This window comes from Leptonema illini DSM 21528, assembly GCF_000243335.1.
In the GTDB taxonomy this organism is placed as follows: domain Bacteria; phylum Spirochaetota; class Leptospiria; order Leptospirales; family Leptonemataceae; genus Leptonema; species Leptonema illini.
The window spans coordinates 4,092,671-4,115,655 of sequence record NZ_JH597773.1 but is presented as its reverse complement, the minus strand read 5'-3'; the positions used below and the strand labels follow the sequence as shown (position 1 = coordinate 4,115,655).

General features: G+C 55.5%; 20 protein-coding genes. 11 read left to right on the top strand and 9 right to left on the bottom strand.

Annotated features, from left to right (window positions below; translation table 11 throughout):
* Positions 1 to 171 precede the first annotated feature (171 nt).
* On the top strand, positions 172 to 3,663 hold the full coding sequence (locus tag LEPIL_RS19425) for a trifunctional glycoside hydrolase family 18/polysaccharide deacetylase/glycosyltransferase family 2 protein (protein ID WP_002775230.1): 3,492 nt from the start codon (positions 172 to 174) through the stop codon (positions 3,661 to 3,663).
* A 74-nt stretch (positions 3,664 to 3,737) separates the two neighbouring features.
* Positions 3,738 to 4,412, top strand: coding sequence for a queuosine precursor transporter (locus LEPIL_RS19420; protein WP_002775229.1), 675 nt, complete (start codon positions 3,738 to 3,740; stop codon positions 4,410 to 4,412).
* A gap of 60 nt (positions 4,413 to 4,472) precedes the next feature.
* Here LEPIL_RS19420 and LEPIL_RS19415 read toward each other — a convergent pair whose 3' ends face one another.
* Complete coding sequence (locus LEPIL_RS19415) at positions 4,473 to 5,684, bottom strand: MFS transporter (RefSeq protein WP_002775228.1); 1,212 nt, start codon at positions 5,682 to 5,684, stop codon at positions 4,473 to 4,475.
* 187 nt (positions 5,685 to 5,871) lie between these two features.
* Between LEPIL_RS19415 and LEPIL_RS19410 the strand changes: the two genes are divergently transcribed.
* The 3 genes from LEPIL_RS19410 (at position 5,872) to LEPIL_RS19400 (ending at position 8,526) form a co-directional block, all read left to right on the top strand.
* Positions 5,872 to 7,134: a hypothetical protein gene (locus tag LEPIL_RS19410; RefSeq protein ID WP_002775227.1), complete on the top strand. Its 1,263-nt coding sequence runs from the start codon at positions 5,872 to 5,874 to the stop codon at positions 7,132 to 7,134.
* Between the two features lie 87 nt (positions 7,135 to 7,221).
* Positions 7,222 to 7,890: a CsgG/HfaB family protein gene (locus LEPIL_RS19405; RefSeq protein WP_002775225.1), complete on the top strand. Its 669-nt coding sequence runs from the start codon at positions 7,222 to 7,224 to the stop codon at positions 7,888 to 7,890.
* Between the two features lie 6 nt (positions 7,891 to 7,896).
* Entirely contained in the window at positions 7,897 to 8,526 is a 630-nt protein-coding gene (locus LEPIL_RS19400; protein ID WP_002775223.1) for a hypothetical protein, read from the top strand.
* Here the strand turns inward: LEPIL_RS19400 and LEPIL_RS19395 are convergent.
* From LEPIL_RS19395 to dnaX, 3 genes are all read right to left on the bottom strand, one after another.
* Positions 8,445 to 9,227, bottom strand: coding sequence for an SGNH/GDSL hydrolase family protein (locus LEPIL_RS19395; protein ID WP_002775221.1), 783 nt, complete (start codon positions 9,225 to 9,227; stop codon positions 8,445 to 8,447). The genes LEPIL_RS19400 and LEPIL_RS19395 overlap by 82 nt on opposite strands.
* Entirely contained in the window at positions 9,227 to 10,984 is a 1,758-nt protein-coding gene (locus LEPIL_RS19390) for an acyl-CoA dehydrogenase family protein (protein WP_040919145.1), read from the bottom strand. Before LEPIL_RS19390 ends, LEPIL_RS19395 begins: the two co-directional genes overlap by 1 nt.
* 78 nt (positions 10,985 to 11,062) lie before the next feature.
* Entirely contained in the window at positions 11,063 to 12,544 is a 1,482-nt protein-coding gene (gene dnaX, locus LEPIL_RS19385; protein WP_002775217.1) for a DNA polymerase III subunit gamma/tau, read from the bottom strand.
* A gap of 113 nt (positions 12,545 to 12,657) precedes the next feature.
* Here dnaX and fliN point away from each other — a divergent pair, with 113 nt between their 5' ends.
* The 3 genes from fliN (at position 12,658) to LEPIL_RS19370 (ending at position 14,653) form a co-directional block, all read left to right on the top strand.
* Positions 12,658 to 13,737 (top strand): flagellar motor switch protein FliN, encoded by a 1,080-nt coding sequence (gene fliN, locus LEPIL_RS19380; RefSeq protein ID WP_002775215.1) that lies wholly within the window; start codon positions 12,658 to 12,660, stop codon positions 13,735 to 13,737.
* A complete protein-coding gene (locus LEPIL_RS19375; protein WP_002775213.1) occupies positions 13,734 to 14,105 on the top strand; it encodes an SET domain-containing protein in 372 nt (123 codons plus the stop codon). Before fliN ends, LEPIL_RS19375 begins: the two co-directional genes overlap by 4 nt.
* Before the next feature lie 65 nt (positions 14,106 to 14,170).
* Positions 14,171 to 14,653, top strand: coding sequence for a DUF1564 family protein (locus tag LEPIL_RS19370; protein WP_078123411.1), 483 nt, complete (start codon positions 14,171 to 14,173; stop codon positions 14,651 to 14,653).
* Positions 14,654 to 14,698: 45 nt separating this feature from the next.
* On the opposite strand, the gene lnt is transcribed toward LEPIL_RS19370, so the two are convergent.
* Positions 14,699 to 16,429 (bottom strand): apolipoprotein N-acyltransferase, encoded by a 1,731-nt coding sequence (lnt, locus tag LEPIL_RS19365; RefSeq protein WP_002775209.1) that lies wholly within the window; start codon positions 16,427 to 16,429, stop codon positions 14,699 to 14,701.
* Between lnt and pyrE the strand changes: the two genes are divergently transcribed.
* Positions 16,423 to 16,995, top strand: coding sequence for an orotate phosphoribosyltransferase (gene pyrE / locus LEPIL_RS19360; protein WP_040919141.1), 573 nt, complete (start codon positions 16,423 to 16,425; stop codon positions 16,993 to 16,995). The two genes, lnt and pyrE, sit on opposite strands and share 7 nt — an antisense overlap.
* On the opposite strand, the gene LEPIL_RS22640 is transcribed toward pyrE, so the two are convergent.
* Both LEPIL_RS22640 and LEPIL_RS19350 read right to left on the bottom strand, forming a co-directional pair.
* Entirely contained in the window at positions 16,967 to 17,758 is a 792-nt protein-coding gene (locus tag LEPIL_RS22640) for an endonuclease (RefSeq protein ID WP_002775205.1), read from the bottom strand. The genes pyrE and LEPIL_RS22640 overlap by 29 nt on opposite strands.
* Positions 17,755 to 18,906, bottom strand: a complete 1,152-nt coding sequence (locus tag LEPIL_RS19350; protein ID WP_002775203.1) for a DUF1577 domain-containing protein — start codon at positions 18,904 to 18,906, stop codon at positions 17,755 to 17,757. The genes LEPIL_RS22640 and LEPIL_RS19350 overlap by 4 nt, the downstream gene beginning before the upstream one ends.
* Before the next feature lie 339 nt (positions 18,907 to 19,245).
* Between LEPIL_RS19350 and LEPIL_RS19345 the strand changes: the two genes are divergently transcribed.
* Complete coding sequence (locus LEPIL_RS19345) at positions 19,246 to 20,379, top strand: TorF family putative porin (protein WP_002775201.1); 1,134 nt, start codon at positions 19,246 to 19,248, stop codon at positions 20,377 to 20,379.
* A gap of 61 nt (positions 20,380 to 20,440) precedes the next feature.
* On the opposite strand, the gene LEPIL_RS19340 is transcribed toward LEPIL_RS19345, so the two are convergent.
* Positions 20,441 to 21,226 carry a matrixin family metalloprotease gene (locus tag LEPIL_RS19340; protein WP_002775200.1) on the bottom strand — a complete coding sequence of 262 codons (786 nt, stop codon included), beginning with the start codon at positions 21,224 to 21,226 and terminating at the stop codon, positions 20,441 to 20,443.
* A gap of 96 nt (positions 21,227 to 21,322) precedes the next feature.
* Positions 21,323 to 22,183 carry an SDR family oxidoreductase gene (locus tag LEPIL_RS19335; RefSeq protein WP_002775197.1) on the bottom strand — a complete coding sequence of 287 codons (861 nt, stop codon included), beginning with the start codon at positions 22,181 to 22,183 and terminating at the stop codon, positions 21,323 to 21,325.
* A gap of 208 nt (positions 22,184 to 22,391) precedes the next feature.
* On the opposite strand from LEPIL_RS19335, the gene LEPIL_RS19330 reads away from it, so the two are divergent.
* The gene (locus LEPIL_RS19330; protein WP_002775193.1) at positions 22,392 to 22,970 is read left to right on the top strand and encodes a uracil-DNA glycosylase family protein; all 579 of its coding nucleotides are present in this window, start codon (positions 22,392 to 22,394) and stop codon (positions 22,968 to 22,970) included.
* Positions 22,971 to 22,985 lie beyond the last annotated feature (15 nt).

Here is a 22,985-nt window from a genome sequence, read left to right as displayed (position 1 = left end):
GATTAAAGAATGAGACGCTGCAGAGGACGATATCATGTAGAGATTCCGAACAAAAGCGGATCAATATTACTTTAAAGAGTATAAAATATGCATTTGCTCACTGTCGAGGAAAAACTGCAAGGAGGTCGTTCCTTTCTGCGCCTGAATCCGCTTCAAGGTTGACCCCCTTTCTTGCGGGGAATTGCTGGACTCCTGAAAACGGAACGTCAGGTTTTCTTTGACCCGAGTGGTCGCCGCGGACGAAGGCTAACGGGTATAGGAGCGGCCCTTGCCTTTACCCTGGTGCTTCTTTCCTTTCTCTTCTTTCTGAGCCTGCTGGCCGCGCCCTTTCTGCCCGCCGTCGGCGATCTGAAGACGACGCGAGCTCGCACGGCTATCCTGCCCGATCTGCCCGATCATGAAGACCGACTCAGCCGCTATCTGCTGCAGCAGGCCAAACAGCAGCTCTTTCGCGAGATCACAAAGCGCAAGCATCAGACATCCGTCGGCTACAGAGGAGAGACCGTCGTTGCCGCCTTCTACAGCGTCTGGCGAGTGGCCGGATTGAGCTCGTTGAACGAGGCACGCGAAGACCTCACACATCTCTTTCCCGAGTGGCTGCATCTGAATCCGTCGGGAACGGGGTTCACGACGCGTGACTGGGACCCGACGCTGAACATCAAGAACCTTGAGGTCGTGCGCATCTGTCGCGAAGAGAAGATCAAGATCCTGCCCGTTATCAACAATGCCGAAGGGGGAGAGTTCCGTCCTGAGCGAGTCTCGCGTCTATTGCGCAATCCGAAGAACAGAACGAAGCTCATCGCCGATCTGCGCGACTTCGTCATGAAAGAGCAGTTTCACGGTATCAACATCGACTTCGAGAATCTGTATCGAAAAGACTATGATCTTCTTGTGCTTTTTATGCAGGAGCTCTCAGCGGAGTTCCGCAAGCATGATCTGCTTGTAACGATCGACGTCGAACTGAACCGTCCCGAGATCCCCATACGACAGCTTGCCGAGCAGGCGGATTTCGTTATCCCTATGGCCTATGACGAGCATTATTCCGGCGGAGAACCCGGTCCTATCGCCTCCGCTCCCTGGCTGTATAACTCCCTGCGCGAATTTGCAGAGCACGTACCACCGGAAAAAACGGTGCTTGGCATCGCCTGCTACGCCTATGACTGGCCCGAACATGGCCCGGCCGAAGCCCTGAGCTTTCAAACGGCGCTTCATCGCGCCCATGAGCATCTTCCCGAGCATAACCGATCGAGCTTCATCCGTTTCGATCCCGACGCGCTCAACCCCTACTTTCGTTATATCGACGAAGACGGCAAAGAGCGAACCGTCTGGTTTCTCGATGCCAGTACGGCCTTCAATCAGATGCGCGTCGGTCGCGAGTTCGGCTTTCGCGGAACGGCGCTCTGGGTACTCGGAGCGGAAGATCCGGCGATCTGGCATGTACTGCGCAAGCCTGAAAGCGAGTCGCCCGACGGCATCGACGTCGTGCGCTTTCCGCATCGTGTAGAATACGAAGGCGACGGTGAGATCCTCTACGTCGCTTCTATGCCGGCGGACGGTCATCGCACGATTACGATGGATCCAAACACCTCTTTAATTACCGACGTCAAATATGAAGAATTCCCGTCTTCTTATGTAATAAAGCGGAGCGGTTACCGCGAGAAGTTCGTCGCCCTTACGTTTGACGACGGGCCTCATCCGAAGTACACGAAAAAGATACTCGATCTTCTCAAGTTTTACGGGGTTAAAGGAACTTTCTTTGTCATCGGCCAGAACGCCGAGCGTTATCCGGACCTCATTCAGCGCGCCTATGCAGAAGGGCATTTAATCGGCAATCATACGTTCACACATCCGAATATGTCGAGGGTGAACGAGCAGCGGGCCCGCCTCGAACTGAACACGACACAGCGGTCGATTCAGAGCTTGCTGAAACGATCTACCGTTCTCTTTCGACCGCCGTATCATGCCGATGCCGAACCTGAAACAAGCGAGGAGGTCGATCCGCTTCTCATCGCCTCTGATCTCGGCTACGTAACGGTCGGCGAACTGATCGATCCACAGGATTGGAATCTCTATCGAAAGCTGAAGACGGGCGAAACCGTGCCGCGCTCTTCGGCCGACCTTCTTGAATCCATCCTCTATCAACTCGGCCGAAAAAAAGGGAACGTGATCCTGCTGCACGACGGAGGCGGCGAGCGCCGCATCACGGTAGAAACGCTTGCCATCCTGATCCCTCTTTTAAAAGAGCGGGGTTATACGTTCGGAACGGTGGCCGATCTGCTCGATCAGCGTCGGGACGACCTCATGCCGACGCTGCGAGATCAGGACCGCATGATCATCGGTTACGATCGATTCGTATTCGAGGTGTTGTTTTTCGGTGAACTGATTCTTGGCGGGCTTTTTATCCTCGCCGTCGTTCTCGGTATCGGGCGCGTTCTCATCGTTCTGCTGCTCGCCCTTCTTGCACTTATCCGCGACCTGCGTCATCCGAGTCCGATTATGACGGCGGCGACCGGCCCTACCGTAACGGTGCTTGTCGCTGCGTATAACGAAGGCAAGGTGATCGCCCGGACGATGGAAAGCATCATGAAAAGCCGGTACGCGATCAAAGAGCTGATCGTCATCGACGACGGTTCCACCGACGACACACTGAGCGTCGCAAGACAGGCGCTTACCCGTATCGAAGGGCCGAAGTCAAAGAAGCGGCGCATTCGTATTCTACATCAGGAGAACGCAGGCAAGTCAGCGGCGCTGAATCACGGTATCGAGTACGCGACGGGCGACGTTCTTGTCTGTCTGGATGCCGATACCATCGCCGCCCCCGATGCTATCGGCAGACTGGTCGCACATTTTTCAGATGAACGAGTAGGCGGCGTTGCCGGCAATATCAAGGTCGGCAACCGCAGCAACCTGCTCACAAAATGGCAGGCCATCGAGTATATTACGAGTCAGAACCTCGATCGTCGCGCCGGCGATCTCGTCAACGCCGTAACCGTGATTCCCGGCGCACTGGGAGCCTGGCGAGCTTCAGCCGTTCGCGAGGCCGGCGGCTTCGTTACCGATACGCTTGCCGAAGATATGGATCTGACATGGCGTCTGCGACGGGCCGGATACCGGATGGTTAACGAAGGCGACGCCATCGGTTATACGGAGGTCCCGGACACATACCGTTCGTTTATCAAGCAGCGCATGCGATGGTCGTTTGGGTCGTTGCAGTGTCTTTACAAACATCGCTCCGCCCTGTTCCGGTACGGATGGTTCGGACGTTTCGCCTTACCGTCGCTCTGGATCTTTCAGTTCCTCTTTCAGGTGATCGCGCCTCTTGTGGACATTCAGATCCTGTTTCTGGCAGCGCGCTTTTTGAACGCTTACATAGCCAGCGGGCTTCATCAACAGGACTGGCAACCGCTACATGCGGCCACGGCAGACCTGCTTCAATTCGGATTCCTCTATCTGCTACTTTTTGCGGTCGAGCTCCTTGGCGCCGTCATCGCCTTCCGGCTGGATCGCGAAAGACTGCGTGCGCTCTGGTCTCTGCCTCTGCAGCGCATCCTCTACCGGCAGATTCTCTATCTCGTCATCTACCATTCTCTCTGGAAGGCGCTCTCAGGAATGAAACAGAGCTGGAACAAGCTACAGCGCAGAGGCAACGTACAGGCGGCGTGATTTCTTCGCGTCAGCGGCCGATGACGGCGATTCTTTGTAGACGATTCGCGAAAAGAACCGTTTCCTGACTGATCATGCGCCCCTACCGTTACTATGATTTCGTCATGGCAGGCTTTGTCACCGTCCTGCTCTGTTCAAATATCATCGGTGCGGCGAAGGTGGCCAGCGTCGGCGGCTTTGTTTTCGGGGCAGGCGTCTTCTTCTTTCCCTTCAGCTATATTTTCGGCGATGTCTTAACCGAGGTCTACGGCTACGCGAAGACACGGCGCGTCGTCTGGGCCGGATTCGCCGCCCTTGCCTTTGCTTCTCTTATGAGCATCGCCATCGTCGCCCTTCCGCCCGCTCCGGACTGGGGGAATCAGGAGGCCTATGCGACGATCTTCGGTCAAACGCCCCGGATCGCCCTGGCATCGTTAATCGCCTACTGGGCCGGCGAGTTTGCCAACTCCTTCGTCATGGCTCGCATGAAGGTCATGATGGACGGTCGATCGCTCTGGATGCGCACGATCGGCTCGACTATCGTCGGCCAGGCTGTCGACTCTCTCATTTTTTATCCGGTGGCATTCTACGGAGTCTGGGCAACGAACGACGTCATGCTTGTTATGGTCTCGAACTATTTCATTAAAGTGGGCTGGGAGGCTGCCATCACTCCATTCACCTATATGATCGTGAACTTCCTGAAGCGCAAAGAGAACGAGGACTACTACGACAGAGATACGAATTTCTCTCCCTTCACTTTGAAGGAATAAAAGCCCTGCCCGCAACTGATGAGCAGTCTCAGGCCCGATTCCATGTAACTCTGTACGCCTTTACTGCTCTTTCGCGAGAAAGCGCACGAGATAAAGGCTGATCAGAATCGCGCCGATGGCAAGATACCCGGCATGGCCGTAATGCGGAATCGGCTGCCCCTCGCCCGCGCTGCCGGCAAGAAAGCCGCCGAGCATCGTGGCTACGCCCGACGACATCTGCTGTACCGATGAATTCACGCTCATGAAGCTGCCTCGAATCCGGCCTTCGACGTTGCCCGTGATAAGGGCAAGAGCGGGAACAAAACGACCCGAAACGACGATCATGAAGATCGTGGTTAACGTAAAGATCACGACTTCGGTCGACCTCGGAAGATGCGTCAGAGCGTATATGGGCAGGATCGCCAGCGACGCCGTAAGGCGAAAGACGAAAAGCTTTCCGTAGCGGTCTGAAAGACGGCCGATCCAGCGAGAGGTAAAAAACGTGAAGCATCCGCCTATAAAATAAACAAGAAAAAGATGCTCGCTGGCTAACCCTGCGTTCTCGACGAGATAGATGGGCAGATACGGGATGACGCTGAAACCGCCGACCACGACCATAAACAGAAAAGAGAAGATGATCCAGTGCTTTCCGTTCGCGAAGATGGCCTTCATTAAGGCGAACCAGTGAAGCGAGGCATGTTGATGATGGCCTTTTACAGATGGGAAGATACGCCCGGCAAAGGGAATAATCACGGCGCAGATCGCCGCTATCATGTAAAAAGGGCTCTGCCATCCGAAAAGGTCGGCCGCCTTCAATCCGATCGGTATACCGACCACGGATGCGACCGAAAAGGCGCTCATAACGACTCCGGTCGGCGTTCCGCGACGCTCAGGAGGAAAGAGATCACCGATGATCGATAGCACCACGCCACCGAGAATTCCTCCGAAACCGCCGGCGACGATGCGCGCGAAAAGCATGAACCAGTAATTCCATGCGATAGCACAGAGAAGCGTACCGATCGTAAACCCGCTGAACAGAACAATAAGGGCGTGCTTGCGATCAAACCGATCGATAACAAAAGCGCCAAGCAGACCCGATATCGCTGCGGCAAAGGCATAGGCCGAAACCAGAATGCCGAACCTCGGCGCATCGATATGAAAGGCATGGATGAGCTTCGGCCCGAGAGGCATCATAATAACAAAGTCAAGGATGTGGGCGAAGTTCATCAAGGTAAGCAAGGCGACGATCAGCTTCTCCTGCTTATCGGTGAACGGAACGTTTTGTGTTTGCATGTGATGGGGGGAAAGTTGCTCAATCAACCTTCCAGAAGGCAAATAAATCCGCCTTCCTATAGAAGGCGAGTCTTTTCACTTCCACAGAAAAGTCGCACCGTTGAAAAGAAGCGCGGCAAAGAAAAGTCGTCAACATGACAGGAAGCGGGATTTTGAAAAGCCCGATGTTCAAGCCTGTTGTATAAACATGTTCCCCTTCCCTTTCTTCGGAGCCGGAGACGCCGCCTATTTTGAATGGGCCACGATGACGGTTTATTTCAAAAATACGCCGACCGGCGAAATGAGGGACCGTATCATCGAGCTTGCCCCTCCTCCTTTTGACCTGAACGAAGAGGACTTCAAAGGCCGATTCCTCGAAGCCATGAGCGATCAGTTCATTCATGCCTCCGTCGCCGAGGCCTATGACGGCGAGCTGGACGAAGATACGATGCTCACCGACGACCAGGCCTTCGATCGATTCAACGAACACATAGAGCAGTGGCTTCGCCAGATACACGAAATCTGCCCGATTGCCTTTGCCTTACGTCCCGAAGACGGCGAAGCAGGCGGAACGGAATTTTCGGAGTGGCATTTCTGGAGCAAAGATCAACTGCCTGCTTTACTGGAATCCCTTTCAACGGGAGACGAAGAATTGCAGGAGGCCCTCAGTGAAATATTCGATCTCTGCGAGGTTAACCCAGAAGAGATTCCATCATCCACAGTTCAGAGGGTCATGCCTGTTCTGCATTTCGCTCATCTGACCGCTTCGGGAAAGATACTGGAATCGATTCGATTCGCCCGTTCGACCGTAACGCCCGATCTCATCCTTGCGGCGATAAGACGCTTTCCGGCCAATGAAGAAGAAGGCCGCGAGCAGATCCTGCGCCTTGTGCTGCCCTTATTCATTCAAAAGCGAAATTCAGGCCCGAAACCGGATGCTGAGCTGATCCTGCGAGGCGTGATGGCGGCCATCCCCGAGTTCCGCCGGTCCTTCTTGAAGCGAATCCCTCGTCTGGTTAACGGTCACTCGCAGGCGTGCGACATTGTGAACGACATCGGCGTCTTCGCCTTGCAGAAGCAGCAGAAGGGAAATATCGAGCAGGCCATTTATTTATACAAAATCGCTCTTGAAATCGAGACGCCGTCGCCATGCACGCTGCTGGAGGTATATTGTAACGCCCTCTGGCCTCTTCAAAACGACAACACCGGACGCCCCGTCGACGCGAAGCTGAACGACTGTTTTCTGAAGCGATGTCTGCCTTATGCTCCGTCCAATCCGGCCATCTACTTCAATGCTGCCTGTCTGTATGCAGAGATGCACGACGTCGACGGAGCCCTTGATTGCATCGAAAAGGCGAAAGAGCACGATTACGCGGAGTTCGATGACATGATTACCGCCATGCAGGCCACTCCAATGTTCGATGCTATCGTAAAGGCAGGCCGATTCCAGAAGATCACCGCAGAGCTTTAGAGGCGGCTCCTTTTTTCCTTGCTTTCTGGCAACGGGGTGATATCTGAGTCTCTATCCACAGTTAAACGGACTGTGCCTGGAGATCTCATGCCTTCCCTGAAATCGGCCTTTATCTCAACTCTGAGAACGGTCCCCTTGATCCTCACGATCGCCCTGACGTCATGCGGCGGCAACGTGCGGCTCAACCATGCCTCTGAGCCCATCCTGCGCCAGCATTTGAAAGTGGCCGTTATTAACGTAAAGGTCGACGTACGCGAAGAAGGATTGCTCAAAGACGCTATGGATATGGCTCGTTCCCAGATGAAGATGTCGTCGGGCACCGAATCGGCCTCGCAGATCGAAGAGTATATCATCAGTAATATTAACCGTAACCTTCTGGAGCGCGGATTTCTGCCCGTTCAGAGATCGCAGATCAAGACCGTACTGAACGAGCAGCGTTTTCAGCAGACCGGGCTGACCGACGATGTCACGAAAATCGGCCAGCTGGTGAAGGCCGACGCCGTTTTTCAGGGAACGATCGTAGCGCGAAAGAAAGCAGGTCTGGATGTTCCTTTTGTCGTCGCCTGCCTCTTTCCCCCGTTATTCATCGTTCGCGGCGGCGACACGCAACTGCTTTTTTCGGGTAACCTCACTTCAGTCGAAACGGGAACGATAATCCTTTCCGGTACGAACTCAACGAACTCGGGTTCCCACTCACTTGAGGATTTCGACACCCTGGTGAACGACTGGTTTGATGAAGTTCCTGAGCTGCGTTGAGGCTTTATGCAACTGAACAATCCCGAAGCGACGGCATCTGCACTGAGTATTCTGCGAAGCGGCGAGACGTTTCAGTGGTACGTCATCACACTGCTTGCTCTCGTCGTTTACGTTTATACAAACGAATACTCAAAGAAAAACTGGCGCGGCATCGCAGCGGGCCTCGCCCTCTATTCGGTGCACTGGTTTTTCGAGATCGGCAATGCGCTGATCCAGCATTTCAGTGGCCATGCTCTGTGGACGGTGCCGACAGGAACGGCATGGCTGCTTCTTGTTGGGGTCGGTATCGAACTGAGCTTTATGTTTTCGATCGCCGGACTGGTCTTGAGCAAGACGCTTCCTGAAGATCCGAAGCTGCGTATCTTCGGCGTTCCGAACCGACTGCTTTTTGCCGTAGGAAACGCCGCCTTCTTCTCTTTCGTCGAGATCTTTCTCGCCATGACGCCGACCTTCGTCTGGGTTTATCAGTGGTGGGGCGCCCTGCCCGTATTCATCACCGTGTATATACCGTTCTTCCTGGCCGCCTTCTATTGCTATGACTGGCAGCCGAAACGTCAGATCGCCTTTATCGCTACGATTGCCGGCATCGACATCGTTGCCATGATCGTTTTTGCCGGCATACTCGGCTGGATCTGACGCACGACCATCTCGCCGATCATCGCATAACTCTCTTCGTTCGGATGATAGCCGTCGCCCGAGAATTGCTCGGGCCTGGCGTCGAAGGCAAGAGGCAGATGCATCACCCCGTGATAACGCTCCGTCACGCTCTTTAGAATGCGGTCAAAGATACGGGCGCGCAGTCCGATCACCGAACGCAGCGGCTCGGGCAGAAGCGGAAAGCGCCAGAGCGGAGGCACTCCCAGGAAAACGATCGTCGCTTCGGGCGAATGCTCGCGAAGCTCCCCTATCATACGATAGAGGTTATGACGCCAGCGATTCGTGCGCTGCAATCCGGTAATATCGTTAACCCCCGCCGAAACGACGATCAGCTCAGCCTGCGGTACCGCCCCCGTCCGCAGCAGAGGAAGCATCTCTTCAATCATCTGCGACGATGTGGCGCCTGTGCGACCGATAGCCTGATAGTGAACCTTGCGACCCGTATTCGCCCAAGCCGAGGCGATGCCGCCGACAAGGGCTCTGTCGATCGTGCGCGCTCCGACGCCGTCGATAATGGAATCGCCGACGCAGAGCAACCTCGCGAGCTTTCCTTTGCCGACGGCGCCCACACGCTCGCCTTCAGCGGCCGGAAAGCGCGGAGCACGCTTGCGAAGTCTAACCGCCTGCAAGGCGACAAAGGGTAACGATGCCCAGAACATCATTCGCTGTATGAGGCGCATCAGGCTCGCTCCAGCTTGATGCGGTTGCCGGCAAGGATAGCCTCGGAATCGGTCTGATACTCGCCGGCGATCTGCAGCCGTTCTTCGCGAGCCTCTCCTGTTAATTTGCCCGCCGTCTTCTCAAGAAACAGAGAACAGAGAAGACGGGCAGCCGATTGCACAACCTCAAATGCATAGCGACCTTTTGTATCGGCGTCGGGCAGATCTTTATAGAGGGCGACGATATCTTCGAATGTCTGACGCATCGCAGTGAGCCGCTCGTTCTCAGAAGACAGGGCGGTGAATTGTTCATCGATATACTCGCGCAGATGACCTTTTGCCGAAACGCCGGCGACGACGCCTCCGATGGCGGCATTCACCTGAATCTGCGTCGTGCCGTCATAGATATTCGTAATGCGCGCATCCCGGTACAGACGGGCAAGATCATATTCCTCTGTATAACCCGCTCCGCCGAGAACCTGCAGGCCTTCATAGACGACGGCGTTGCACGATTCCGAGATATAGTATTTCGATATCGGAGTAAGAATCGAGGCGATCTTCTCCCATTTACGTGTGTCGGTTTCCCCCGGTCCGCCCTTCTGCTCCCGATCACCGGGCTTCGTCGCAAAGCGTGTGCGCAGTTCCGCCCAGTGATAACGATCGACGCTTAACGCCGCCTCGACCATCAGGCAGCGCATCGCCTTGATCTCAACGTCCATACGACGCAGCATACGGGCGACGGCGGGCAGCTCTGCGATCGGACGACCGAACTGGATGCGCTCAGAGGCATACTTCTGCGCTTCTTTAAAAGCGGCCATGGCGATACCCGTGCCCTGCGAGGCGACGCTCAGACGCGCTCCGTTCAACATGCCGATCACATAACGCGAAAGCCCGTAGCCCTTCTCGCCGATCAGAATCCCCGGTGATTGCTCAAGCACGACCTCGCATGTCGCCGACGCCTTCAGGCCGAGCTTCTTCTCGATGCCGCTGATTTGAACGTCCTTGCCTTCTACGAGAAAGAAGGATAACCCACGAGCGCCCGCATCGCCCGTTCGCGCGAGGGCAAGCAACACCGAGGGGATTTCGTTAATACCGCTGGCGACGGTCTGAAAGCGCTTCGTTCCCGTAAGCAACCAACGTCCGTCGACGAACTCGGCCTTCGTGCGCACGGAGGGCAGATCCGACCCGAAGTCGGGTTCGCTTAACCCCATCGTCACGACGTAGCCGCCTTCGATGAGCTTCGGAATCCATTCTTCGCAGAGCTCTTCGCTTGCGTACATCTCAAGGATACCGGCGAGATTCACGCTGGCCGCGGCGATCGTCATCGACGTATCGGCTCTGTAGGCAAGCTCGAAGGCCATCGCCTTGAGAACGTGCGGAACGCCCAGGCCTCCGAAACGACGCAAAAAGGCGATCGGATGCAGCCCCGTTTCATGAAACTTCTTCACGACATCGACAAAAGGCTGCGGATGCGTCACCTTGCCGCTCTCGAACTTCAGACCGAGCTGGTCCATCGACTGCGCCAGAGGAGCGGCCTCGTTGCCCCAGAATTCACCGAAGCCTTCGAGGATCTGTCGGTAATATTCAACAGCCTCTGAAACGGAGTGCGGCGCCATGGAAAGACGCTCCGCCTGCATGCCTCCGGGCTCGGCCGCGTCAAAGGCGGCGGCGTCGGTAAAACCGTTCTCATAAAGCGAGACGACCTCATCCCAGTCCACAAGCGTATCGAAATGAAGCTGAAGGTCGCCGTTATCTGCGAAATAATTGCCTTGAATCATTGGGCATCTATGAAGACGCATGTCAATCCGGCAAGCAAAAGATTTGACGTAAAACTAATGGGAGCCGGAGGGCCGTCCCTACTTGCTGCCCTTCAGATCGGGCAGCGAATCGGGCTCTACGAGCGTTCCAAGCACACGCTTCTGTAGCTCGTTCTCGATCGAGAAGTCTTTCGTACCGGCATCACCGAAGACCTTGCGTTCCGACTCGTTAGGAGCGGCCACGGGTTCTTCCTGCGGCTTCGGCGGGGAGATGGGCGAAGAGATAGGCGGTTGGACCGCTGCAGGCCCCGCATTCGAAACGGATGAGGGCTGCGGCACGCTTCGCGGAGCGGATGGTTCCTGCTTCGGACGTTCGGCGAAGATGCGATCCTCACTAACATCCTCGCCTTCAAGGACGCGCGAAAGATGATTGAGCTGCTGGATAACGTCGTCGAGCGACGGACGATGCATCTTTTCGTGGACGCGCAGAAGCGTCATCTCGATAAGAATACGCGCCTCGTAGGAATTGCGGATGCGCATCTGATGCGCCCGTCCCTTCAAATCGAACATGTCGTCGAAAAGCTGTTGCAGACGGGCGGGCGGAACGTCCTTCATGCCTTCCTGTATGCGGATGACGTCATGGCCGCTGAGTCCGAGAAAATCGGAATCGGCGACGCCGCGACGGATGTATAACGCCGTGCGCAGAAAGTCCATGTATTCCCAGACGAAGCGCTCCAGGTCGCCGCCTTCGTCGAAGATCTGTACGACGGGACGGATGAGAGCATCGGGCCCGACGGCGGGATCAAGCAGCGACGACGTGATCTGCAAGAACGTCTCGATCGTAAAGCTGCCCGTCAGTTCGCGGATGCGCTCCGACGTGATGTTACGATCGCAGAAAGAAACGGCCTGCTCGAGAAAGGATAACGAATCGCGCACCGAGCCATCCCCTTTGCGGGCGATGAGAAAAAGCGCATCCTCTTCGGCGGCGATGTTCTCCCGACGACAGATCTCGGCCAGATGACGCGTCAGCCTGGTAACGGGCACCTTTCGAAACGTAAAGACCTGACAGCGCGACAGGATGGTCTCGGGGATCTTGTTCAGCTCCGTCGTCGCCAGAACGAAGACGACATGATCGGGCGGCTCTTCGAGCGTTTTCAGAAGGGCGTTGAAGGCCTCCGTCGTGAGCATGTGAACTTCATCGATGATGTAGACCTTCTTGGTGCCGCGGATCGGTCGGAACTTCACCTTCTCACGCAGATCGCGGATGTCGTCGATCTTGCGATTGGAAGCCGCATCGATCTCGATGACGTCCATCGAATAGCCTTTTTGAATGGAAAGACACGATTCACAGGCGTCGCAGGGCTCGGCATCTTTCGGATTCTCACAGTTAATCCGCTTGGCGAGGATGCGGGCGATGGTCGTTTTGCCCACGCCTCGCGGTCCGAAAAACAGATAGGCCGAGCCGACCCGATTCTCGCGGATGGCATTCTCAAGCGCATGCACTGCCGTATGTTGCTCGACGACCTCAGAAAAGAGCTGCGGACGGTACTTGCGGGCCAGAACCTGATGGATATCGGACATCGGGACGACTTTCACCACGGCGGACGGGCAAACAAGTGTAAAAAAGCTGTTCCCGATACTGAGAAATTCTGCATACTATTCTGGAACTGTCGATAATTCGCACAGGCGGACTTATGACTGAAGGCAACCTGACACAGGAAGAAATCGACGCTCTTTTAAGGGGAGCGGACCCCTATGCCGTCTCTGAAGACACGGCCTTTTCTGGCGCCGACAGCGGCGGCGGCGGAGTCGATATGTCTCCGCTGGAGCGGGAGTCGATCGCCGACGCCGTGCTCTCGGGCCTGCGCTCGGGCGCTCAGGGCCTGATGACGATCCTGAACAATCGCCGCGTTTCTATCTCCAATCCGTATGCAGAGCTGCGTCCGGCGCAGGATATCAGCCGCGATTTTGGCGACGCCACCGTCTATTTCACGCAGCGCATGGGCGGAGGCCTTCAGGGCGCCCTTCATCTTATCTTCCCTGCCCAGGACGGAGCGAAGATCGCCTCAGTCGTCATGGGATCAAACGGCGACTCCTCCACGCGCACCGTTCTTGATAGCGCTCAGCTTGCGACGGTGAAAGATACTGTCGGACCGCTGCTCTATTCCGTGCTGTCACAGTTTTCGGCGAAGGTCGGGCAACCTGTCAGCCATGCCGGGCTTGAAGTCAAGAACGGAGCGGACGGCGTACCTCCGCTTGAGGACTCCCATTACCTGCGCATCCAGTACAGCATCAGCATCGAAGGATTGATCGATTCTAAGATCATCGCTCTGATGGGCGTTACCCTTGCTCGGGATTTCCTGAACCGCAACTCGGGCGCTCCCTCCTCGCATGGCCCGTCAATAGATATGATGGATCACGGCGGAGGCATGATGGCGGCCAGCCAGATGCCCATTCAGGATGTGGAGTTCCCGCAGATTTCGACGACGGTGCAGGGTCTTGCCTCGCCCAACCTCGATCTGCTGCTTGACGTGCAGATGACGGTGACGGTAGAACTCGGCCGTACAAAGAAATACATCAAAGAAATCCTTCTGTTAGGGGAAGGTTCGATCCTCGAACTCGACAAACTTGCCGGTGAACCGGTGGACCTTCTTGTAAACGGAAAGCTTATCGCCAAAGGAGAGGTCGTCGTGATTGACGAGAACTTCGGCGTGCGTGTAACGGACATCGTGAGCTCAAAAGATCGACTGAAGCTCGTGAAGAAGAAAGGATGAAAAAGAAAACCGCTCCTCCCGTTACATTTTCCGCAAAATCAAACAAAGCCATCGAAGATAAGGTACTCGTGAAAAAAAGCCCGATCCACGGAAAGGGATGTTTTGCGAAAAAGAAGATCCGCAAAGGCGCCTATCTGGGCTCTTATGAAGGCCCGACCGTTCTCGAAGACGACACCTACGTTCTGTGGGTGCAGAAGGATAACGGCGGCTGGCATCTGATCGACGGTAAGAACGATCTGCGCTGGCTGAACCACTCGTCTAAACCAAACGCTGAATGGGACGGCAACAAGCTTTACGCCCTCCGCACAATCGAAGAAGGCGAGGAACTGACGTTCCACTACGGCGAAGACTGGGAAGACGTAGAGTAAGAATCCCGGAAAATTTTTCGATCAGTTCGGCCACTGTTCGACCTTCTCTGGTTATGAACGAACAGATAAACGAACAAACGCGCGTTGATCGTGAACCCTACTACCGCAGTCGCTCCACCTTGCTGATTCCGGAATCGTATTTCAAGGAGTTCTTCTGGCGAAGTCCCTACATTAAAGTAGATCAGTGGGCTCTTGCCGGGTTTCTCAGCATGCTTATGGATGATCCGCTACTGGACTACAAGCTCGGCTTCCTTGAGAAGACAGGCAAATGGAAGAAGCAGTATCAGGAGGAGGGGCAGGAGTTGTGCCGGGTGAACTTTTATCCGGACGATAGGGACTGGGGGCGGCTGGCTGCCATTGCTAATGCGACCGGGTATTCCCGCTGTTATATTTTTGTCTACTTGATGTTGATCGCATTGGGAGTGATAATACTGGAGAGTGGAGGAACTCAGCGATCCGGGACGAGGGGCCACTGGAATCCCGTCGTTTTTTGCTCCGTTTCCGTCGACGCGGCCACGAGAAACCTCACAAGAATACTGCAAACGTAGCTCCTGGCCCCCGAACCTGACAGAACCAGCTCCCCGCCGCATCGTTTAGCGCTTGCGCCTGAAACGTCGCGCGACAAACTCCAGAACAAACAGCAGCACCGGAATCCACATCCAATGATTACCAAACCGCACGAATACAGTGGGGCTGTTGCGATGAACGGGTACCTCGAAGATCTGCACGGCCTCGACTTCCTGTCCTGTAAAGACCGGCCCATACAACGGCCTGGCATAATTGCCTGCAATATCGACCATTCCGCTTGTGCCGCTATTCGTCGAGCGAACGATAGCCTTACGCGTTTCAACCGCTCTGATGCGACCGAGTTCGTAATGCTGAAAGGTCTCGATCGTCTTTCCGTACCAGCGGTCCTGCGTTATGTTAACCAGAAAGTCAGCGCCGTCGGCTCGCACATAATCGCGCACGTATTCGGGATCGAGGATCTCGTAACAGATCAGCGGTAGAAAACGCCCCTCGCCCGAGTGCCCGTACGGCATCATCACAAAACGATCCCCCGGTTTAAAACGACTGTAACGCACCGATTCAGGAACAAGCTGAATCAAGCCCGTCTCATCGAGAAAGCTCGCATAAGGAATCTGCTCTCCAAAGGCGATCAGAATGCGCTTATGATACGTCTCGGCCCGCTCTCCCTCGGCATTATAGACCGAGGCTGAGTTATACGCATCGATCTTCGGGCGGCCTGTATGACGGTCCTTACTGACGCCGATCGCAATCTCGTTATAAAAAACCGGCGTCCTGTATCCGCTGCTCAATTGAACGACCATGCTTTCGAAATTCGGATTATACACGCCCAGCCGACGTGTCAGCTGATCGTCCTGCGTCGTGTAATAGGGAACGGCCGATTCGGGCAGCACGATCAGATCAAGACGTCCATCTGCCTCGCGAAAGGCCTGCTCGGCCAGCGCCGGAATGGTCTCTCGTAATAGATCATTGACGACCTCTTCGGTCACCCTGCTCTCACCGTACTTTTCAAGAGGTGAATTGGGTTGCAGGGCGGCCACTCGCGCATGCGGCAACTGGCTCTGAAGCGATTCGTAGCGCATCTTCTGCGCAACGCCATAAAAGAACCAGACGGGCAGAATTAAAACAGGCACGGCAAAGCGACGCAGCACGATCCGACGACCGAGCATCGCCGTCATCGTCCGCATGCCCGATCGTCGCCGACGCCACAGGTAACGCAGCATCGGCACGGCACGATAAACGGAATAGGTGATCACAAAGAAGAGAAAGGTGATGCCATGAATGCCGATCAGATCGGCCACCTGCACCAGATACGGATTCCCGGCGACGGCATTACCCCAGTACCAGTTAAAGATCTGCGGTGTATAACGATCGAAGAGGAGGCCAAGAAGAGGCACAAGCAATAGCGGCATCAGACGCAAAGAACGAAAACGACGACGACGCAGGAGGCCCAGCGCTACAAGGAAGAGCGGTATCTTGAGATTCAGGAAGAACGTATGCGCCGCAAAAACGAAAAGCGACATCCACACCGGAAGCCCGCCGAAAACGATAAACAGGTAGACGGTCCAGTAGAAGGCAAACGTGCAGATAAAGAAGGCGATGAGGATGCCGGCGCCGATCATCTTCGAGAGAGAATGGCGGTATCGGTCGGCCAGGATGAAGATCGGCCAGGGAGCAAACCATCCGACAACGGGCCAGTTAAACGGAGCAAAAGAAACGGTCGCCAGCAGCCCGGCCAGTGCGCTCAGAAAAAACGTTGATCGCACGATAGCCTTCGCTGATTTAAGAAGATATGGCATCTTTTCCTCCGCTCACAACCCGTCTCTATCAAGAATCCGCTTCTCTGATCTACATGTATAGAGAAGAGCCCTTCACGCTGGCCTCGGGCAAGATGTCGCATCACTATTTCAATTGCAAGAAGATTACCTTACACCCTGCGCGGCTTTCGCTTCTGGCCGCAGCCATCCGTGATGAGCTGCTGCCTGCACATGGCCTTGCTCTGCCGAAGGCGGCCGGCGGACTCACACTGGGCGCCGATCCCATCGCCTACGCCTTCTCTCTCGCATGTCATGAGAAAGGCCATCTGTGCATGCCCGTCGTCGTTCGCAAAGAGGCCAAAGGTCACGGCACAGGCCGGCAGATCGAAGGCGACCTTACCGACATCGACGAAGTTCTTGTCTTTGACGACGTCATCACGACGGCCGGATCGACTCTTAAGCCCGTCGCCGCTCTGCGCGAAGCCGGCAAGCAGGTCACAACGGCCGTCTGCATCGTCGACCGCGAAGAGGGCGGACGCGAAGCGCTGAGCGCCGAAGGCGTACAGCTCATCGCTCTTTTCAAGAAGTCGGATTTTTCCAGCCGCTGACAAAGGGATTGCCGTTCCCCTGAAGGCGGCGTCGGGCCGCCTCAAGCTTGCGTTCCGCTTCGTCAGGCGGATCTTCAATATTCCAGCGTAAGAAAAGCATCTTTTCGTCGTCGGTAAGATCAAAGCCATAGCGCCACGACATATAAAGATACGAGCGTGCAATGTCGCCGCGGATCTGCGGTGTCGGCTCGGCGATACGACGCCGGCTATCAATCTCGAAGTCACAGCTTCCGTAGCGCCGCTCCTCTCCGCTTACATCTCCGAACATGAAGTTGTTGCGATCATAGTTCAGATCATTGAGCGCCGCATGCAGATTATGCAGATCGGCCTCCATACGGTTAAAGCAGGGATCGCTAACCTGACAGCAGCGCCGGCCGCGCTTCCCTTTGCAGCCTTCGCCGTTCCAGCAGGGACGCAACTGACCGAAGCGCGAAGCTGGAACGACATGCTCCCAGTTTACGGCCGGACTCTGACGCGGGCGATACGAGCAGCTCTCGTCCACGCCAAGCTCTCGTCCGCTCAGAACGAGGCGACACTGACAGTAGAGCGTGCGCGCCTGAAGCGAAAGAAACATCGTACGTAAAACGCGCTTCGAATCCTGAAAGTTCAGCGTCGAAGAGTTTCGCGCAGCCTCGCATCCGACGGCGAACTCCGATACGGGCTGCGACGTAATCGACTCGAAATACGAAGGCATCTCGCTCTGAGCAAGCACAGTCGAAGAGGCGAGAACGAGAGATGCGAAGAAAAGCGCAGAACGCCTCACTGCTTCTTCATCTCCATCTGCATCTTCTGTTTATACTTCTGCTCCATGCCGCGCACATTGCTCTCATAGCGCGCCTTGCCCGCCGTGTCGTCGGTATAACCGGCGATCTGCACGCCGCAGATCAGATGTCCCTCGGCCGTCTTCGCCGCCGATCGAATCAGACCATACACGGTAATCGGAGCCTGTCCGCGAAAAAGAACGTCGAAGGTGAATCCGCTCTGACGCATCATATAGCTGGCCAGCTCGCGGTTGCGAATACGCACGCGCATACCGCTGAGCGACATGTTCACGATGCTCTCGCGTTCTTTCACATAAACCGTATTGGAAAGGCGGATCTTTTCGATCATCTCTTCGCAGATCTGCTTTAACCGATCAATGACCGAGACGTCGAAGCTTTTCGTGCGACTCTGCACCTGAAGATAGCCGATCGGCACCTCGGTGCGGTCGTGCGTCACATACATTACGGGCACGATCGCTTCGGAACGCACCTTCTTATTGCGGTATTCAAAGATCTGCTTCTGCAAACCGGCGCCGAGGAATCGGCCGTAGTCGATAAAGCGAGCATCGGCCGGCGAATAACTATCGGGGTTCGTAGCATCAGCAAGAAAAACCGCCTTACCCGTTTTGCGTATCTCGTCGAGCAGCGTGCCGCGCTGTCCGAAGACGTCTATATTCACCGAGTCGAATTCAGAAGCCAGGAAGCGCTCGTACTCGCCGAAGCTAACTTTTACCGTCGTCGGTATCGTCGAGTTCGCCGTGTCGATCAGATACTTGCTCGTTTGAATATTCGTAATGCAGACCTCATCCCCCTCTACGGGAATCCGCGTATCGCCGCGGTCCTTTACCGAAACGCCGAGTCGGTCGATGCGCATCGTGAAATGCTCGGCATCTTTCTTTTGAATGATCGTGCCATGCATCTCAAGGTAACGACCGAGAATACGAAAGAAGACAGGCTTATGCTCGAGCTCAAAGGGGATAGGCGATTGGATCTCAACGGTTCCGTTCGGATTTCGTGCAAGCAGGCGAATCCGGGGATGCGGTTCGTATCCCTTTAAGAAGATGATCTTACCGATAAGGTGCCGGTCGACCAGTGCGACTACCGACTCCGGCTTCAGAACCCATTCCAGAGATCGGATCTCATCATTCATTCATTTGCCTCATCTGCAAGTGCCGCTATCTACCATTACAGGATCGAACGGCGTCCCGGGAAAATCAAACAGAACATGGTATTTTTCTCGTCCCAACTCATGCCATCAGGGCATTTGCTTTCGGGTTGTCGCCGTTTTCAGATCGAGAGATCCTGCCAGAAGACAACCTGAGCCTAAATTTTAGGCACTATGGCAGTAAGGAAGCAAGAAAATAAAGGGGGCCGGCCCGAGAAGGGCAAGAAGCACATTTTTTACGCAATTCGCAATCGTCGCACCGGGGAAGGCCCTGGCACGACTCATGCATATGCTGTTACAACAGGATTTTCCAGGAGGCAAACTTTGAAATCCATAATCACAAAACGTCTCGGCCTCACAGCCGGACTCACCGGAGCTCTCTTTGCTGCAGGCTCGCTGCAAGCACAGACCTTCGAACCTGGCATCGACTTCACAGCGGATGTGGTCTCAAACTACGTATTCCGTGGCGTAGACGTGCATTCGAAAAAATTCGAGCAGGACGGCAAGTCCTACGGCAGCTTTAACACGGCTCCGGCCTTCCAGCCCAGCCTGACCTTCAACTTTGCAGAAGGCTGGTCTCTGAACATCTGGGGCTCGTTCGCTCTGACCGGACGCAACGACGTCGATATCGATGGGCTGCTTCAGCTGGGCGCCGGCGATACAACCTCTTCCGTTGCAACAAGCTATCTTGCGCAGCTTGCAGCCGGCAACATTGACCTGGCCACAATTGACACAACCGACATGGCCGGTATGGCGGATATCATTCGTGATCCCTCTGTTGCTCCCGGTTTCTACAAAGAGCAGAACGGTCTGAAGCGAAACGACGAGATCGACGTTACGCTCAGCTATTCCACGGATTCGAAACTTGGAGCGTTAACGGGCGGCATCGTTTCGTATAACTATACGAACATCTCGCAGCATACGGCCTCGAACATCGAAATGTTCGCCGGCTTTGCGCCTGCCATTCTACCCGACCTGTCGTTTACGACATACGTCGATGTTGCAACTCCAGGATACTCAGGATCGACATACAACTACCTTTCCTATTCGGTAAGCCTTGAAATGGGCAAAGACATCTCTCTGGACATTGTTCCGGGCGTTGGCTATGCAACAGATACAAGCCTGAATATTCAAGGATGGAAGAATGCAAACCTGCCGATCACTCTGAATCTCGGTGGATTCCATATTGGCGTGACAGGCGTTTATCGTATGGACACTAGATTCTTCGAAGGTGACTCGTCTAAGAGTGATGCCGTCTCTCTTCTCGGCGAAACCTCGCTGGGTGACGGCCTTGTTGTCGACCCGTCGCTGAACAACGGCATTGCGAACACCTATATCAACAGCCTTGTTACGGCTTCCATCGGTAATCCGACTGGCTATGGCTATGAATACGCGCCGACGCAGAAGCTGCCCAAGCTCGTGTATTTCTACACGATCGGCTACTCGACGAGCTTCTGATTCTACGGGAAATACTCTCCCATCTTAAAAGAGGGCCCGCGGGCCCTCTTTTTCTTTGCGCCTACCTACTCCTGTAATACATCTCGCTTCCATCGGCGAAGATCAGAATGTTATGCACCTCGACCGGATTCACAGGCGGAGCGGGCGGAACGGTTAACGCAGAGGCCTGATAATTCGTCTCGTCATAGAGAAAAAAAGCGGGCGCCTTAAAATGCCGCAGCACCTTGCCGCCCGACGTAAAGAAGCGCGACGTATCGGGCGGATCTTGAAAAACGGTGTAGGCGTATTGAATCACGGACAGCTCTCCGGCAGAGGGGACGTCGGCGCCCGACGTATCGGCATACATCACATCGCCCGTGCTTGCCGAATGCTGCAGGCCCAGGCAATGCCCGAATTCATGCGTGAATATCGAAAGCCGGTTTGCAAGCGTCTCGGCCTCGTTTAGCTGATAATCACGGGCGATGAGCGTCGTCGTATTGAGGATCTCACCTGTGAACGAATCGTTGATGATCTGACAGACACCGACGACAGAGGTATTCGCAAGCGGACAGCTGAGTCTCATATCTCCCGGAGCGCCCATCACCGCACAGTCACGCGGAGCGATGGCGACCCAGTGCGGCGGATCATAGGTCCCGGCCGCCCCGCCTGCATTGCGATACCGGGCACGGAAGCCGGTATTCAGGCCGATCTGCCAGGCGGTCATACCCTGCTCGGCCCGATCAATCAGGGCCGTATCGGCAGCCACTGTGTAAAGATTGGCCACAAGGCCGACCATCTCACTTTCTTCCTGCCGTTGGGCACAGGATATCAATCCGGCAAGAATGAAGATGAGAAGGGCGGCCCGCATATATCAATAAGACAACGCTGATCAGAAAACTCTATACAAAAAAATCGACTCGAAACAGGTTCCTTTCCCCTCGGCTTTTCGGCCAGTGCCCGACGATCAAACCTCGGGCGCCTCGTCCCCTGCCGTCCCCTTGCGCGGACGAAACGAATCGACAAGGGCGCTCAGATCGGGTCGCAAGGACTCACCTCCGTCGACGGCGATCGTGGCGCCGGTCATCATCGCCGCTGCCGGCGAGGCAAGAAAGATCACCGGGCCGACGATGTCGTCGGGCTCGGGAAAGCGTCCGAGCGGAACGCGGCGCTGGACCTCTTCGACGATCTTTTCGTTCAGCCACAGGCGATCGAAGCTGCCCTTCGTGAAAACCGGGCCCGGGCTTACGTCGTTGATGCGGATCTTATACTTCGCCCATTCCGATCCGAGCGTGCGGCCGAGATTGACGATGCCGGCCTTCGCCGCCCCCGACGGCGCCATAAAAGGCGAGCCGGTCCATGCCGTCGTCGAGGCGATATTGATGATATGCCCGGCTCGCTTGCGCCGGATCCAGTGCAGGGCGCATTCCCGTGACATGTAAAACGTGCCGTTCAGCACCGTATCGATGATGGCCTGCCAGCGCACTGGAGTTAAGGCCTCGGCGGGGCGCAGGCTGTTGGCGCCGGCGTTATTAATCAGTAAATCGATTTCTTTCCATTGAAAGGCCGCCGCCACAGCCTTCTTCACCTGCGCCGGATCGGCGATATCGCACTCCAGACAGAGCACATCCAGCGAGTATCCCTCGGCCTTTAGTTCGGCGGCCGTCTCTTCAAGCTTCTCACGGCGTCGCCCGAGCAGAGCCAGCGAGCCGCCCAGCGAGGCAAAGCCGTGCGCCAGCCGTCGCCCGATGCCGCTTCCACCCCCTGTTAGCAGGACAGCCTGCCCTTCGAATAGGTTCTTTCTATATACCTGATCTGCACGAAACACGATGTCCTCCAGGTCCTCAATTTGCTACCGACGCTATGGCCACCTGAACACAGTGTGCCGTTTCCACAGGCGTTGCAGGCACAAAATTGACTCCCGTGTCAATTTTGTCTGAGCCTTGCTGGTGGTTCTGACAACGCAACCCTTATTTCAGATGTCTCGCGATTCCGATTGACTTTGCCTGCCCGATGCTTTGCGCTTAAAGTGTTCGATGATGAGCCTGGACAACCTGTTACGAGAGGTACGCAGCTGCACCCTGTGCAAAGAGCATCTGCCCTATGAGCCCAGACCTGTTTTGCGTGCAAAGGAATCGGCGCGCATCCTCATCGTCGGACAGGCGCCCGGAACAAAGGTACATGCCTCAGGCATCCCCTGGGACGATGCAAGCGGAGAACGCCTGCGCGCCTGGATGGGAGTCGATTCCAACACCTTCTACGATGAGAGCCGCATCGCCATCATTCCCATGGGATTCTGTTATCCTGGAAAAGGCAGATCGGGAGATCTGCCTCCACGCAGAGAATGTGCTCCACAGTGGCATGAACCGCTGCTTGCACATTTGAAAGAGCTGCGTCTCATTTTGCTCATCGGCCAGTATGCACACGCCTACTATCTGGGTAAGAGACGCCGGGCGAATCTGACCGAAACGGTACAGGCCTTTGCCGATTATGGGCCCCTGTATCTGCCGCTTGTGCATCCGTCTCCGCGCAACCAGCTCTGGTTAAAGAAGAACCCGTTCTTTGAGCGGATGCTTGTGCCGCATCTACGCAATCGGGTACACGAGCTTCTCTAAAAGACAGAGCTGCTG

Bases quoted from the DNA above. Each gene is read 5' to 3' on its own strand.
- LEPIL_RS19330 (WP_002775193.1), top strand. From the start codon at position 22,392: ATGATGAGCCTGGACAACCTGTTACGAGAGGTACGCAGCTGCACCCTG.
- LEPIL_RS19420 (WP_002775229.1), top strand. From the start codon at position 3,738: ATGCGCCCCTACCGTTACTATGATTTCGTCATGGCAGGCTTTGTCACC.
- fliN (WP_002775215.1), top strand. From the start codon at position 12,658: ATGACTGAAGGCAACCTGACACAGGAAGAAATCGACGCTCTTTTAAGG.
- lnt (WP_002775209.1), bottom strand. From the start codon at position 16,429: ATGCCATATCTTCTTAAATCAGCGAAGGCTATCGTGCGATCAACGTTT.
- pyrE (WP_040919141.1), top strand. From the start codon at position 16,423: ATGGCATCTTTTCCTCCGCTCACAACCCGTCTCTATCAAGAATCCGCT.
- LEPIL_RS19375 (WP_002775213.1), top strand. From the start codon at position 13,734: ATGAAAAAGAAAACCGCTCCTCCCGTTACATTTTCCGCAAAATCAAAC.
- LEPIL_RS19350 (WP_002775203.1), bottom strand. From the start codon at position 18,906: ATGAATGATGAGATCCGATCTCTGGAATGGGTTCTGAAGCCGGAGTCG.
- LEPIL_RS19405 (WP_002775225.1), top strand. From the start codon at position 7,222: ATGCCTTCCCTGAAATCGGCCTTTATCTCAACTCTGAGAACGGTCCCC.
- LEPIL_RS19410 (WP_002775227.1), top strand. From the start codon at position 5,872: ATGTTCCCCTTCCCTTTCTTCGGAGCCGGAGACGCCGCCTATTTTGAA.
- LEPIL_RS19400 (WP_002775223.1), top strand. From the start codon at position 7,897: ATGCAACTGAACAATCCCGAAGCGACGGCATCTGCACTGAGTATTCTG.
- LEPIL_RS19395 (WP_002775221.1), bottom strand. From the start codon at position 9,227: ATGCGCCTCATACAGCGAATGATGTTCTGGGCATCGTTACCCTTTGTC.
- LEPIL_RS19415 (WP_002775228.1), bottom strand. From the start codon at position 5,684: ATGCAAACACAAAACGTTCCGTTCACCGATAAGCAGGAGAAGCTGATC.
- LEPIL_RS19340 (WP_002775200.1), bottom strand. From the start codon at position 21,226: ATGCGGGCCGCCCTTCTCATCTTCATTCTTGCCGGATTGATATCCTGT.
- dnaX (WP_002775217.1), bottom strand. From the start codon at position 12,544: ATGTCCGATATCCATCAGGTTCTGGCCCGCAAGTACCGTCCGCAGCTC.
- LEPIL_RS19390 (WP_040919145.1), bottom strand. From the start codon at position 10,984: ATGATTCAAGGCAATTATTTCGCAGATAACGGCGACCTTCAGCTTCAT.